Annotated in this window: 8 protein-coding genes; 3 read left to right on the top strand and 5 right to left on the bottom strand. The window is 62.9% G+C overall.

Annotated features, from left to right (window positions below; all coding sequences use genetic code 11):
* Positions 1 to 120: 120 nt before the first annotated feature.
* The gene (locus CD932_RS07605) at positions 121 to 1,443 is read right to left on the bottom strand and encodes a hypothetical protein (RefSeq protein WP_094442102.1); all 1,323 of its coding nucleotides are present in this window, start codon (positions 1,441 to 1,443) and stop codon (positions 121 to 123) included.
* Between the two features lie 248 nt (positions 1,444 to 1,691).
* Positions 1,692 to 4,046 carry a DNA polymerase II gene (locus CD932_RS07600; RefSeq protein ID WP_094442101.1) on the bottom strand — a complete coding sequence of 785 codons (2,355 nt, stop codon included), beginning with the start codon at positions 4,044 to 4,046 and terminating at the stop codon, positions 1,692 to 1,694.
* 184 nt (positions 4,047 to 4,230) lie between these two features.
* Between CD932_RS07600 and CD932_RS07595 the strand changes: the two genes are divergently transcribed.
* Together CD932_RS07595 and CD932_RS07590 are read left to right on the top strand one after the other, a co-directional pair.
* On the top strand, positions 4,231 to 6,480 hold the full coding sequence (locus CD932_RS07595; protein ID WP_254926501.1) for an ATP-binding protein: 2,250 nt from the start codon (positions 4,231 to 4,233) through the stop codon (positions 6,478 to 6,480).
* A gap of 3 nt (positions 6,481 to 6,483) precedes the next feature.
* A complete protein-coding gene (locus tag CD932_RS07590; protein WP_094442100.1) occupies positions 6,484 to 6,939 on the top strand; it encodes a response regulator in 456 nt (151 codons plus the stop codon).
* 5 nt (positions 6,940 to 6,944) lie between these two features.
* Here the strand turns inward: CD932_RS07590 and CD932_RS07585 are convergent, their stop codons facing one another.
* Positions 6,945 to 8,549, bottom strand: coding sequence for a response regulator (locus CD932_RS07585; RefSeq protein ID WP_094442099.1), 1,605 nt, complete (start codon positions 8,547 to 8,549; stop codon positions 6,945 to 6,947).
* Positions 8,550 to 8,760: 211 nt separating this feature from the next.
* Here CD932_RS07585 and CD932_RS07580 point away from each other — a divergent pair, with 211 nt between their 5' ends.
* Positions 8,761 to 10,443, top strand: a complete 1,683-nt coding sequence (locus CD932_RS07580) for an AMP-binding protein (RefSeq protein WP_094442098.1) — start codon at positions 8,761 to 8,763, stop codon at positions 10,441 to 10,443.
* A 12-nt stretch (positions 10,444 to 10,455) separates the two neighbouring features.
* On the opposite strand, the gene CD932_RS07575 is transcribed toward CD932_RS07580, so the two are convergent.
* Together CD932_RS07575 and CD932_RS07570 are read right to left on the bottom strand one after the other, a co-directional pair.
* On the bottom strand, positions 10,456 to 12,357 hold the full coding sequence (locus tag CD932_RS07575) for an AAA family ATPase (RefSeq protein WP_094442097.1): 1,902 nt from the start codon (positions 12,355 to 12,357) through the stop codon (positions 10,456 to 10,458).
* 270 nt (positions 12,358 to 12,627) lie between these two features.
* Entirely contained in the window at positions 12,628 to 14,352 is a 1,725-nt protein-coding gene (locus tag CD932_RS07570) for a glycosyltransferase family 39 protein (RefSeq protein WP_094442096.1), read from the bottom strand.
* Positions 14,353 to 14,501: the final 149 nt, after the last annotated feature.

Raw genomic sequence — 14,501 nt, 5'->3', positions numbered from 1 at the left:
CACTGATTTATCCGGTTCCGGCAAGTTTTTTGCTTGGCATACCTTTTATACGGTTTGCTGCAAGCTGACGCCACCATGCAAAACATGCATTCACGGCGGCGTGACAGGGGCCGCAGCAGCTCAGGCCGGATTATGCACCGCGCTCAGCTGACGCGCGATGATGTCGTGGTTGAGCCAGATGACGGGTGCTTGCGGGTCCGACATTTCGTGGAACATCAGCGGGCCGGTGCCTTCCAGCACCAGCGAGCTCAGGTGGTCGGTGATCAGTTCCTTGCGGTCCTTGTGCAGCTTGGTGATGTCGTCGGAGGTGCCGATCATGACTTCGGCCAGTTCCGGCGTGTTGTCCATCGGCCAGGCGGCGAAGTTGCGGAAGTGGACGCTGGTGGCGTCGCCGTTGTAGGCGGCGATGCGGTCGAGCAGGTCTTGCAGCGAGGTGCCGTCTTCCAGCAGGGCCTGGCAGGTCTCCCATTGCTGTTCGGCCCAGGCGCCGCCGCCTTCTTTTTTCAGGGCGTCGAGCAGGGGGAACAGCGACAGTTCCACGCCGACGAAAATGTCGGACGAGTTGGTGCGGATTTCAGGGCAGTTGAAGACGGTGGCCTTGATGCCTTGTTCCCACGCAGCCCTGGCCACGTTTTCCAGGCGCATCTTGGCCAGGCCCTGGGTGTAGTTGCTGTAGGTTTGCCATTGGTACTTGCCGTCGATCAGGATCTCGGTGCCGTGGTAGCCGTAGGCGCTGTAGCGCACCTGGCCGCCGGCCTGCTCGATGCGCGCGCGGATGGCAGCGCTGCCATCGATCAGGTGCTGCAGGGTGTTGGCGGTGACTTCGTCGAAGTTCATCAGGATCAGCTTGCCCAGGTCGCTGTCGAGCAGGGCGCGCGAGGACATGAAACGCTCGCCGCGGCCTTTGTAGATACGGTTGGCAATGGCCAGGAAGACCTTGACCTTGGGAATGCCGCCGGCCATGGTGTGGGCGAAATACACATTGCTGCCGTCAGGAATCAGGCTGTCCAGCTCGGCCATGGCTTGCGCCACCGAGGCCGTGAAGCGGGCCGTACCGGCTGCGCGCGAGCGTGCGATCTTTTCCCAGTCCAGCTTGTCTTCCTGCCAGCTTTTCAGGGTCAGGTCGGCCAGCAGGGCGGTTGGCGTCGGTTCGCCGGCGGGGGCGTCGAGGTCGAAACCGGCCATCAGCGGCACGTTGATGATGCGTCCGCCCAGGTTGGCTTCGGCTTCGGCCAGCTCTTCCGCGTTCAAGGGGCGCAGCGCCAGGTTTTCATCGCGGCGGCCGACCGTCATGCCGACGATGTTCATGCCCGCCTTGCGTGCTTCGTCCAGCAGGCCATTGACATAGCCCCGGCCGAACAGCTCGCCAAACAGCACAAAGGTATCGCCTTTGCGGAAGATGTTTTTTTGCGGAATGTCTCTTAAGGACGTGATCTCGGTCATGGTGTATTCAATCTAAAAATAACAGGCAAGGGGCAAGCGAGGCCGCCGTGCTTGCTGGTTCAACATCGGTGCAGTATGCGCCACTGCAGCCGGTACCATCCGGGCCGGGGCGCATCTTCGTGTACTGGTACCGCTCTTATTCTTTCGCCATGGCGTATTTTACGCCTGTGCCGTGGCTTGCGCCTGTGGCCGAGGCCGGGCAGGCGCCGATATTACCTCATGGCTGCGACAAGGCAAGCAAAATCGTTTCAGAACAAATCGTGCTGGCGTGAAATCAGCTTCGAAAAATCGTCGCCGAGGAAGGGCAGTATGGCGTCCGCCACCGGCTGCAATTGTTTCGTCAGATAGTGTTCGTAGTCGATCTGCGAGCGCTGCGTCTCCAGCGGTTCGGGGCCGGCCAGCGTGATCACATAGCTGATCGACCCGCCGTTCTGGTATTGCAGGGGCCGCCCTTGCGCCAGGTTATAGGCGTCGGCCGCGCGCGCGGCGCGCACATGGGGCGGCACGTTGCGCTGGTAGTCGTCCAGGGGGCGGCGCAGGCGCTTTCGGTAGACCAGCAGCGCGTCGTGTTCGCCAGCCAGGGTGCGTTCCACATAGTCGCGCAGATAGTCCTGGTAGGGCGCGCGCTGGAAGACGCGCCAATACAGGGCTTGCTGGAATTGCTGGGCCAGCGGGGTCCAGTCGCTGCGCACCGTTTCCAGGCCCTTGTAGACCATCGCTTCGCTGCCGTCGGGTTTGCCGACCAGGCCGGCATAGCGCTTCTTGCTGCCTTCTTCCGAGCCGCGGATGGTGGGCATCAGAAAACGCCGGTAATGGGTTTCGAATTGCAGTTCCAGTGCACTGTCCAGATTGAATGTTTCGCGCAGATATTGCTTCCACCAGTCGTTGACATGCGCCACCAGCGCGCGGCCGATCTTGCCGGCCGCCTCGTCGTCATGCCGTGTATTGAGCCACACGAAGGTGGAATCGGTATCGCCATAGATCACCTGGTAGCCTTGTCCGGTGATCAGCTCGCGCGTGCGGTGCATGATGTCGTGGCCGCGCAAGGTGATCGACGAGGCCAGGCGCGGATCGAAAAAGCGGCAGCCGCTCGATCCCAGTACGCCATAAAAGGCGTTCATGATGATTTTCAGGGCTTGCGACAGTGGCGCATTGCGTTCGCGCTTGGCCGCCTCGCGGCCTTGCCACACCTGCTTCACGATGGCGGGCAGGCAATGTTTAACTCGTGAAAACTGCGCGCCCCGGTAGCCGGGCACGGTATCGGCCTCGCCCTCACCCTCGCGCGTGCCCACCACCAGCCCCACCGGGTCGATCAAAAAGGTGCGGATAATCGACGGGTACAGGCTTTTGTAGTCGAGCACCAGCACCGAGTCGTACAGGCCCGAGCGCGAATCCATCACGAAGCCGCCCGGGCTGTTGTCGCCCTGCACGTCGCCCAGGTTGGGCGCCACATAACCCTGCCGGTGCATCAGCGGCAAATACAGATGTTCAAAGGCGGCCACCGAGCCGCCGCTGCGGTCGGCCGCCAGGCCCGTCACGCTGGCCCGTTCCAGCAGGAAGGTCAGCAGTTCGGTTTTCGCAAAGATGCGCGTGACCAGTTCGCAATCCTTCAGGTTGTAGCGCGCCAGCGCCGGCTTGTCTTCGCGAAAGCGGCGGTCGATCTCGGCCATGCGCTGATACGGATTGTCGATCGACTTGCCTTCGCCCAGCAGGGTTTGCGCCACGTTGTCCAGGCTGAACGAAGTAAAATTCCAGGTCGCCGATTTCAGCGCCTCGATGCCGTCGATGATCAAGCGGCCGGCGGCGGCCGCAAAATAATGTTCCTGCTTGCCGCCGTGTTCGCGCCATTCCAGCTCCGCGCCGCCGCGTCCCAGCTTCAGGGGCACCCTGTGGCGCTGCGCCTGTTCGCGCAGCACGCGCAGGTCGAACTGCACCACGTTCCAGCCGATAATGGCGTCAGGGTCGTGCTGTTCCATCCAGGCATTGAGGCACTCGATCAGCTGGCTGCGGCTGGCGCAGTATTCGAGGTCAAAGTCGAGGTCCTCGTCGCCGCCGTTTTTCGGCCCCAGCATATACACCTGGCGCTGGCCGCAGCCCTCGATGGCGATCGAATACAGCTCGCCGTGGGCCGTCGTTTCGATATCGAGCGAGGCCAGTTTCAAGGTGGGACGGTAGCCGGGCGCAGGTTTCAGGTGCAACTGCTGCCCGGCTTCGCCTTCGAACGCTACCGGCGCTGTGATAAAGCGCTCCATCAGGTAGCGCTCGGGCGGGCGGATATCGGCTTCGTAGACCTCCACGCCATGGGCGCGCAAGTGTTTTTCAAGCTTCAGCAAGTGCCGGTATTGCTTGCAATACAGGCCCAGCACGGGGCGGTGCCGGAAATCGCACAGGGTCAGGGGCCGCAGCTCGGCATGGCGCTCGCCGTGCAGCAGCAGTTCTGCCTGTTCACGCTGTTCAACCGGAATAAAGGCCACCGAGGTCTGCGGCGGCAGGCTGACCTGGCGCGGACCGTCATCGGTCGCCAGCCAGAAATCGACCTGCGTGCCGTCGCGGGTATCGCGCCAGTGGCGGGTCAGAATAAAGCCCTGTTGTAAAGATTGCACCGTTGACCTTGCTGTGTATGGGGCTGCGCGCCGTCGCGTTGGTCTGCATGGTAATCCAAACAGGCCGTGCTGAAAATGCCGCCAGTGGACAACACGCCCATCCTGTGCGGCGCGGCTGATCGTGCTCCAGTACAATAATGTGACTTCCACCGCCTGACCGGCCCGCGTTGCCGACATACCCGCCATGATGCCCGCCGCCACCGTTCCGCCCCAACTCAATCTTACTTCGTGCGACCAGGAGCCGATTCGCATTCCTGGCAGCATCCAGCCGCACGGTTTTTTGCTGGCCCTGCCGCAAGACGGCGAGCGGCGCGTGGTGCAGGCCTCGGCCAACCTGGCGCAGCATACGGGCGTGGCCTGCGACGAGGCACTGGGGCAAGCACTGCCGGCGATCCTGGGCGAGCGGGCCGCCTTGCAGCTGGAGGCCGAACTGGCGCGTACCGAGCTGGGCGTGCAACCCACGCACCTGGGCACGGTACTGGTGGGTAACGAGCGCTATTTCGATGTGCTGGCCCATCTTTTCGACCGCCTGCTGCTGCTGGAGTTCGAGTCCGTCAGCCGCGCCACGCCGCCCGATTTCCGCCACCTGTATCCGAAGGTGGGCAGTTTTCTGTTAAAAATCAACGATGTGCACGATATCGTCGAGATGAGTACGCTGGCCGCGCAGCAGATCCGCGACGTGACCGGCTTTGGCCGCGTGATGGTGTACCAGTTCGACCGCGATGGCCATGGTCATGTACTGGCCGAAAGCCTTGCCGACGGTTACGGCTCTTATCTGGGACAACGGTTTCCCGCCAGCGATATTCCGCGCCAGGCGCGCGAGCTGTACATGCTCAACCATATACGCCTGATCCAGGACGCCCATTATGTGCCGGCGCGCCTGGTGCCGGCCATTAACCCCCTCACGGGAGCGCCGAATGACCTGTCGTATGCCGCCTTGCGCAGCGTGTCGCCGATCCACCTGCAATATATGCGCAACATGGGCACCCTGGCGTCGATGTCGGTGTCCCTGATCGTCAAGGGGCAGTTGTGGGGCCTGATTTCCTGTCATAACGCCACGGCGATGCCGGTGGCCTTCGAGCAGCGCACGGTGTGCGAACAGCTGGGGCAAATTCTGGCGCTGCGCATCGAAAGCCGCAGCGATGCCGGCGAACTGGAATTGCGCCTGGAAGTGCGGCGCACCATGGTCAGCATGCTGGCGGGCCTGTCGCAGCACAAGGCCGACTTTGCCGACAGCCTGTGCAGCGTGTTTCCCGAGCTGCTGCGCTTTGCCCGCGCCAGCGGCGCGGCCATCGTCGTCGACGACCGCGTGCTGACCTACGGCGACGCGCCCGACGAGCACGAGGTGCGTGAACTGGTGCGGTGGCTGGGCGCGAACGCCCATGCCGAAGTGTTTCATACCGATCAGCTGAGCGTCCTGCATGCACCGGCGCTCGCCTGCAGGCGCAATGCCAGCGGCCTGCTGTCGATGTCGATTTCGCGCATCCACCCGCATTATCTGCTGTGGTTCCGGCCGGAAGTGGTGCGGACCATCGACTGGGCCGGCCAACCGCAGGACAAGCGCGGGCAGGGGCAGTTGACGCCGCGCAGCAGTTTTGCCAGCTGGCGCGAAACCATCCACGGCATCAGCGCGCCCTGGCACGACGGCGAGATCGAGCTGGCGGTCGAGTTTCGCGGCGCCTTGCTCGGCATCGTGCTGGAACGGGCCGAGCAGATGGCCGAGCTGGCCGAGGAACTGGGCCGCGCCAACAAGGAACTCGAAGCGTTTTCGTATTCCGTCTCGCATGACCTGCGCGCACCGCTGCGCCATATCGCCGGCTTTTCCGACTTGCTGATGGAAACGGCGGGCGCGGAAGACCTGGAAAAACGCCGCCGCTTCCTGAAAAACATCAAGGATTCGGCGCGCCTGGCCGGCAAGCTGGTGGACGACCTGCTGAGCTTTTCGCAGATGGGCCGCGCCGCGCTGCACCCGTGCAAGGTGAATATGACCGAGCTGGTGCGCGCCTGCATCCAGAAGCTGGCGCTCGACACCCGCGAACGGCAGGTCGAGTGGGATATCGGCGCCTTGCCCTCGATCAAGGCCGATCCGACCTTCGTGCAACTGGCGCTGTACAACCTGCTGTCGAACGCCGTCAAATTTACCAGCCACCAGGAGGTGGCGCGCATTGTCGTGAGCGCCACCGAAAACGCCCGGGAAGTGGCGTTTCACGTGGCCGACAACGGCGCCGGCTTCAATATGGAATATGTGCACAAACTGTTCGGCGTCTTCCAGCGCCTGCATCGCATGGAAGACTTTCCCGGCACCGGCATCGGCCTGGCCAATGTGCGCCGCATTATCGAGCGCCATGGCGGCCGGGTATGGGCCGTGTCGACGCCGGGCCTTGGCGCCACTTTTTCATTCAGTCTTCCCAAGGATTTTGTTACGCAAGGATAGTCTATGTTAAAACCCATTTTACTGGTCGAAGATAATCCGCATGACCTGGAACTGACCCTGATCGCCCTGGCCAAGAGCCAGTTGGCCAATGAGGTCATCATCGCCCGCGACGGCGCCGAAGCGCTCGACTACCTGTTGTGCCGTGAACAATACACCGCACGCGAGGTCGGCAATCCGGCCGTGGTGCTGCTCGATTTGAAGTTGCCGAAAATCGATGGCCTGGAAGTACTGAAGGAAATTCGCCATACGCTGGGGTTGCGCAGCATCCCGGTGGTGATGCTGACCTCGTCCAAGGAAGAGCAGGACCTGTTGCGCAGCTACGAGCTGGGCGTGAACGCCTATGTCGTCAAGCCGGTCGACTTCGAGGAATTCGTGCGCGCGATTGCCGACCTGGGCATCTTCTGGGCCGTGCTCAATGAACCGCCACCGGGTTCGCACCGCTATGTGCGTCCCCAATAACCTGGTCAGCGTGCCGCCTGGCGCCGCTGCAGCAACTGCCGCAGGCGGCTGCTCAGCACATCGGGCGTATAGGGTTTTTGCAGCAGGTTGACGCCGGGATCGAGCCGCCCTTCATGGGTCAGCACACCTTCCGCGTAGCCTGAGGTAAACAAAATCTGCGTGTCGGGCAGATGCTCGCGCACCGCCTCGCTCAGCTGCAGGCTGCTGATGTCACCGGGCATGATGACATCCGTAAATACCAGGTCGATCGGGATGCCCGAGCGCACCAGGTTCAGGGCCGCACCCGCATGGGCCGCCTGCAGCACCTTGTAACCGAGCGCCGACAGCAGTTCGACGGTTGAGCGGCGTACCTCTTCCTCGTCTTCCACCACCAAAATCGTTTCCAGGCCGCGCGTCAAGGGCGCCACCGGCGCTTCCTCGACCACCGGCGCCTGTTGTTCGCTGCGCAGCAAGAAGATCTTCACGCTGGTGCCCACGCCGGGCGCGCTCTTGAGGATGATCTCGCCGCCGGACTGCTTGACGAAGCCGTAGGCCATGCTCAGGCCCAGGCCTGTGCCCTGGCCGGTTGGCTTGGTGGTGAAGAAGGGCTCGAAGGCGCGCTGCAAAACGGTCTCGTCCATGCCGACACCGGTGTCGGCAATTTCCAGCATCACATAGTCGGCATTGGCCACTTCCGACAGCGGCATCGCGCTGGCGGCGATATTGCGTGCGCGCATGGTCAGGGTGCCGCCGGCGGCCATCGCGTCGCGCGCATTGATGGCCAGGTTCAGCAGCACGTTGTTGAGCTGGTTGGCGTCGACCATGGTGCTCCACAGGCCGTCTTCGATATCGGTGTCGATGACGGCGCGCGGGTCGAGCAGGCGGCGTATCATGTCGCCCATGTCGCGCAGCACCTGGCCCGGATTGATCAGTTGCGCCTGCAGCGGCTGGCGCCGGGCAAACGCCAGCAGATGGGCCGACAGCTTGGCGCCCCGTTCCACGCCGGCCAGCGCCACCTCGATGCGGCTGCCGGCTTTTTCGCTGACGCCGCCCAGCAGCTTGATCAGTTGCAAATTGCCGCCAATAATCTGCAGCACATTGTTGAAATCGTGGGCCACGCCGCCCGTCAGCTGGCCGATGGCTTCCATTTTTTGCGCCTGGTGCAGGGCCGACTGGCTCACGGCCAGTTCCTCCTGGCTCAGCCGCAACGAAATGAACGCGGCGTCGCGCTGCTGGCGGGCGATATAGGCGGCGCTGTGATAGCGCACCCTGGCCAGCAGTTCGCGCGGGTCCGGCCATTTCACCAGGTAATCGTTGGCGCCGGTGGCAAAGGCCTTGACCTTGATCGACGGGTCGTCCTCGGACGACAGCAGCACTACCGGGATATGTTCGGTGGCGGGGTTGCCGCGCAGCATGCGGATCACGTCAAAACCGTCGGCGCCCGGCATGCGCAGATCGACCAGCACGATGGTGGCCGACGTTTCGCGCGCCAGGGCAACCGCCATTTCCGAGCGCGCATCATAGCGCAGGGTGACGTCGGCTTCGCGTTCCAGGCCATGGGCGATCAGGTCTAGCGCGATGGCTTCGTCATCGAGGAGCAGAACGGAAATGCGCGGAGATTCTTGAGTCATAAGCGAGCCAGGTGGAAGTTACTATCCAGCTTCCCGAGCCGGCGTGCAAATATTTTACCTGAGCTTGGATTAGTTGCATCGTCAACGCTTGCTGCCGTGCGCTGATTATTATTGTATTGATAACTGTGCTGCATGCCAGCGGGCGATGGGGCTATAATTTTTCTGATTTGTCAGCATCAGAGCGCGTCGCGCCACCCTACCTGGAGACGGTATGCAAGACATGAGTTATGTGCACGGCGCCCACGAGACGCCGTTGATCGGCGAGACCATCGGCGCCTGGCTCGATGCCATCGCGGCACGCCATGGCCAGCGCGACGCCCTGATCGTGGCGCACCAGCAGGTGCGCTGGACCTACGGCGAATTTCAACAACGCGTGCACCGGCTGGCGGCCGGCCTGCTGAAACTGGGCCTGCAGCCGGGCGAGCGCATCGGCATCTGGTCACAAAACTGCGCCGAATGGGTGCTGACCCAGTTCGCCACCGCCAAGGCGGGCCTGATCATGGTCAATATCAACCCCGCGTATCGCCGCGCGGAACTCGAATACGTGCTCGACAAGGTCAGTTGCAGCGCCCTGATCCTGTCGCCCAGCTTCAAGTCCAGCGACTACCTGGCCATCGTGCAAGACGTGGTGCCGGACATCGCCGCCAGCCGCGCCGGCCAGTTGCGTTCAAGCCGCTTGCCGCAGTTGCGCCATGTGATTCGCCTGGGCCAGGACGCCACGCCGGGCATGCATAATTTCGATCGCTTGATGGAGGGCATCAGCGAAGCCGACCTGGCGCAGCTGGAAGCGGTCAGCGGCACGCTGCAATTCGATGACGCCGTGAATATCCAATTTACTTCCGGCACCACCGGTGCACCCAAGGGCGCGACCCTGACGCATCACAATATTCTCAACAACGGCTTTTTTATCGGTGAAGCAATGCGACTGTCCGAACAGGACCGCCTGTGCATTCCGGTGCCGCTGTACCACTGTTTCGGCATGGTGCTGGGCAACCTGGCCTGCGTCACGCATGGCGCGGCGATGGTGTTTCCCGGCGAAGGGTTCGATCCGAAAGCCGTGCTCGACACCGTGCAGGCCGAGCGCTGCACCGGACTGCATGGCGTGCCGACCATGTTCATCGCGATCCTCGACCACCCCGATTTCAAACAATACGACCTGTCGAGCTTGCGCACCGGCATCATGGCCGGCTCGCCCTGTCCGACCGAAGTCATGACGCGGGTGATCGAGCTGATGCACATGGAGGAGATCACGATCGCCTATGGCATGACGGAAACCTCGCCCGTCAGTTTCCAGACCGCCATCGACGACCCGCGCGCCATGCGCGTGTCCTCGATCGGCCGCGTGCACCCGCACCTGGAAGTGAAAATCATCGATGGCGAAGGGTGTATCGTGCCGCGCGGCGACAAGGGCGAATTGCTCACGCGCGGCTATTCGGTGATGCAGGGCTACTGGGGCGAGCCTGACAAAACCGCCGAGGCGATCGACGCGGCGCGCTGGATGCATACGGGCGACCTGGCCGTGATCGACGCCGACGGCTATTGCAGCATCGTTGGCCGCTCGAAGGACATGGTGATACGCGGCGGCGAAAACATCTACCCGCGCGAAGTGGAAGAGTTTTTATACCGCCACCCCGGCGTGCTCGACGTGCAATGCGTGGGCGTGCCGGACGCCAAATACGGCGAAGAACTGTGCGCCTGCATCATCTTGCGTCCCGGCATGCAAGCAACCACGGCCGAAGACATCCGTGCCTTTTGCGACGGCCAGATCGCCTATTACAAGATTCCCCGCTATGTGCGCTTTGTCGAGGAATTCCCGATGACGGTGACGGGCAAGATCCAGAAGTATCTGTTGCGCAAGCAAGTGGCGACGGATCTGGGGCTGGGGACGGAATAATGCCGGTGGTGCTTACGCGACCCGCAGCTGCTCTTCGAGCAGCTCGAACACGGCATCCTTGGACAGCACATAGCGCTCCAGCAGCACCACCTTGATCGCTTCGATGGCGCTGCGGTAGTCGCCGATCGCGGTCAAGGTGTAGCTGTACAGTTCGTCCGCCTTCGCTTCCACCAGGGCCAGCGTGCGTTCGTCGCCGTGTGTGTGTTTCAGCTGGCGGTAATCGAGCTTGGAGCGCGAGTACATCGACAGTTTGTTGACCATGGTGTCGAGCAGGGTGGTGGCTTTTTCGATATCGTTCTGGCTGCCCACCGAGATGCCGCGCGGGCCGTAAAACAGTTCTTCGGCGGCCACGCCGCCGTACAGGCCGATCACGTCGCGTTCCAGTTCTTCCAGGGTGCGCAGCGACAGGTCGTCGCCTGACGACAGCACATAGCCGAGCGCACCGATCTTCGAGACAGCTTCGGTGCTGATTTTCAGCAAGTGTGATTTCTGTTTCACCTCGGCAAGCGGCATGCCTGCGCGCAAATACGGGTCGATCTGCATGAAGAAGTGGCCCAGCTCGTGCAGGGCGATGCGTTCGCGCTGCACCTGTTTTTCCGCCGTGGCGGCGCGGTCGGCCAGACCGATGGTGGCCCGCTCGAAGGCGCGGAACAGCAAATCGGTATCGATCAGCAGTTTTTCCTGGATCGCCAGCATGCTGGCCCGCTCGACCACGGTTTCCAGCAGGGCAGGGCTGAGATTGGCCGTCACTTCGGCCACTTGCGCCAGGTCCAGCTGCGCCCAGTCCACGCAGCCCTCGGCCTTTTGCGACAGGAAATGCTTTAACAGGGCGCCGCGTTCGGCCTTGTTGGGCAGGCGGAAATTGATTTTCACGGGGAAGCGGCGCAGCATGGCTTCATCCATCTGGCTCGACGCATCGTCGAAGTTCGAGGCGACGATCCAGATCACGCCCGCGCCTTCGCTGCTTTTCACGCCGTCGAGCAGGCCCAGCAAGGTATTGGCCGTATCGTCTTCCCATTTGCGCTCGCCGCGCCCGCGCGGCATGAACAGCGATTGCGCTTCGTCGAGGAAAATGATGCAGCTGTCGCGCGCGCAGGCCTTGCGGTACAGGGCGTTCAGGGCCTTGGCGCCGCCGCCCACATAGCCCGATTCCAGCGCCGAACCCGAGGCCTGGATCAAGGGAATGTCGAGCCGCTTGGCCAGGTAGCCGGCCAGCTTGGTCTTGCCGGTACCGGCTGGCCCCGTCAGCATGACATTGAAGGGCTTGTCGATATTGTGCGATTTGTACACGCTGCGGTGGCGTATCATGTCTTCCAGGTGCAGCACTTCCTGCTTGATGTCATCCATGCCGATCAGGTCGTCGAGGCTGCCCTTGAGCTTGCCTGGTGCGATCACATTGGCGCTCACGCCCATGCCGGGAATGCCGAATTTCAGCACGCACAGCAGCAACAGCACCAGCCCGATATCGACCGCATGGCGCTGCAAAAAGGCGCCGGCTTCATCCAGCGGGCCATTGTCGCCGTCCTGCAGCGCTGCCTTGTGCGAAGCGAGGTAGGCATCGGTGGCGATCGCGTAGGGCAAGCCATGTTTCAGCAGCACTTCGCGCTCCAGGCTCAGATGCGAAGTAGCCGGCACTTTCACCACGTGGATGGACGGCGCATCCTTGAACTTGAAGATGTAGCGCGGCGTTTCCGACAAGGGCTTGGCCAGCAGCAAATACTCGAGGCGCGCGCGCTGGGCCGGCAGGGCGGTGATTTCGCCGATATTTTGCGAGCGCAGCAGGGCTCTGGTGTCTTGCGCAACCGAAGTGGAAAAGTACAGCGCGGCAGCCGCGCCGGCCACCAGGCAAGCGGCCAGGGCCAGGCGGACATAGGTATTGCGCAGCGCAAGCCGGAGTTGGTACAGAAAGGGCATGAAGGACTCGGATGGTAAGCCGGACTTGCGGGGCAGGGCAGCGGCGGACGATTGTTTGGAGCGTAGCGCAGGTCGCGGCGGCATGTCGATTTGACATGCCGCAAGGCAACATACTGCTGTCAACTATAGCGCCGTCGGCGGGCGTTGTAACATCGCTGCCATAAAAAAAGGCAGACCAAACAACAGCTTGGCGATGTGCCAATATCGCACCGGCAAGCGGGCCGGGCATAAAAAAACCGGGTCATGACACCCGGTTTTTGATGTTACTGCTTATTTCACGCGCTGGTACAGGCGGAAGCGTTCGGCGTCGTCGGTGACGCGGCGGCCCTCCCACAGCTTGATCCAGTCGGCGCCATGGTGTTCCGGCAACTGATCCGCGCCCTCGCGTTTCCTGCTGCTGTCTTGCAGCAGCAGCAAGTCGCAGCGCGGGTTGTCGACGCCGGCGAACGGCAGGCGACCGTAGTAGGCGAACGAGGCGCGCTGTGCCGCCCCGACGTTGGTCGTGATGCAGGCCTTGCCTTGTGGCAGATGGATGGCAATCTGGTGCGCCACGCCGGCGTAGCTCTTGCTGTAGTTCAGTTCCGGCAGGAACAGGGTCATGATCAGCACCCAGATCAGGATCAGGCCGCCCGACGACAGCACCACGGCGCGCCACAGCACGGCCGGCTGGCGCGAGATGCGCCAGTGCACCAGCGCGATCCAGCCGGCGGTGGCGGCGGCGGCGACAAAAAACGCTACCAGGCCCAGTTCAGGCTTAAATCCTGGCAACAGTTTCAGGGCATTGTGGGCCAGCTTCGGCGGCCAGCCGCTCAGGGCGGCAAACCAGAACAGCCACAGCACGAAAGCGCAAATGGTCAGCACCATCACCGAGAACCAGTCGATGGCGTTGATGGCGCCGCGCTTCATGGTCAACAGGCCAAAGGCGGCCATCACGGCCAGCGGCGGCAGCAGCGGCAGCAGTTGCGCCTGGTCGGGGTCGGGGTGGAACATGGCCAGCAAGGCCAGCATGGCGACAAAGGTCAGCGGCACCACGATATGCAATACATGGTGCTGGCGGCGCCAGGCGTACACGGCCCAGGCGGCGAAGGGCCAGGCCGGCCAGAAGAACCAGATGCCGACGCGCAGGAAATACAGCATGCTGCGGCGGTCTGGCAGGCTGAACTGGCGGCAATTCCATTCCATCCAGGCCTGCAGCGGTGACTGGCCGTACGGTTGCAGCCATTCGCCCGGCAGCAGCCAGGTCAGAGTCAGCAGCGCGCCAACCAGCACCGCCAGCGCCAGGTGGCCCACGGTGCGCAGCAGGGGCAGGCGCAGGAATAGCGAGCACAGCAGCAATGACAGGGTCAGCGCCGCCGGCGTGATCCAGCCGCGCGTCAGGGTCAGGCCGCCGAGCGCCAGGCCCAGCAGGATGGCGTTGCGCGGCGAGGCGCGTTCGACGTAGCGCACCGCGCGGTACAACAGATAGGCCATCAGCGAGACATACAGCGCCTCGGCCGTGATGTCGTGGCTGTGCGTCAGCAGGCCCATGCAGCCCAGGTAGATCAGGACGGCAGCGTCGGCCAGGGTGCGGCCGAAGTCGTCCGGTTCGGGCTGGCCGCCAAAAGCCAGGCGCAGCGGCTGGGCGTCGCCGCGGCGACCCAGGTTGAAGGCCGTGTACCAGACCGACAGCGCGCTGATGACGAAGATGCCGATGGTCGACATGCGCGCGCTGAACACTTCATTGCCGATCCAGCCGAACAGCTGGATGAAGATGGCGCCCAGCCAGAACGCCAGCGGGCCTTCGTCGGGCATCGACATGCCGGCGATATTGGGCCACAGCCAGTCGGCCAGGCCGCCGTGCGCCATGGTCCACATGATGCCGAAACTGGCGGCGTCATCGTTCTTCCACGGTTCGCGGCCGATCAGGCCGGGCAGGATGTACAGCAGGCCAAGCGCGAACAAGGCCCATCGTGGCAGCGCGAGTGTGGCAGCGGCGGGAAGGCGGACTGGCTTCATCGATGGTGGTATCAGTAAAAAGGAATCTGGGACGCGTGCGGACGCGCCGGGCTATGCGGCAGTATAAAGTAAAGCGCCGAAAGACAAAAAAGGCAGCCGTGGCTGCCTTTTTGTTGACAGCCAAAGCTGCCTGTTTTTGCCGCAAGCGG

The organism is Janthinobacterium sp. PC23-8 (assembly GCF_002250505.1).
Lineage (GTDB): Bacteria > Pseudomonadota > Gammaproteobacteria > Burkholderiales > Burkholderiaceae_D > Janthinobacterium.
Note: the sequence above shows the minus strand (reverse complement) of the source record. Positions and strands in the feature narration are given on the sequence as shown.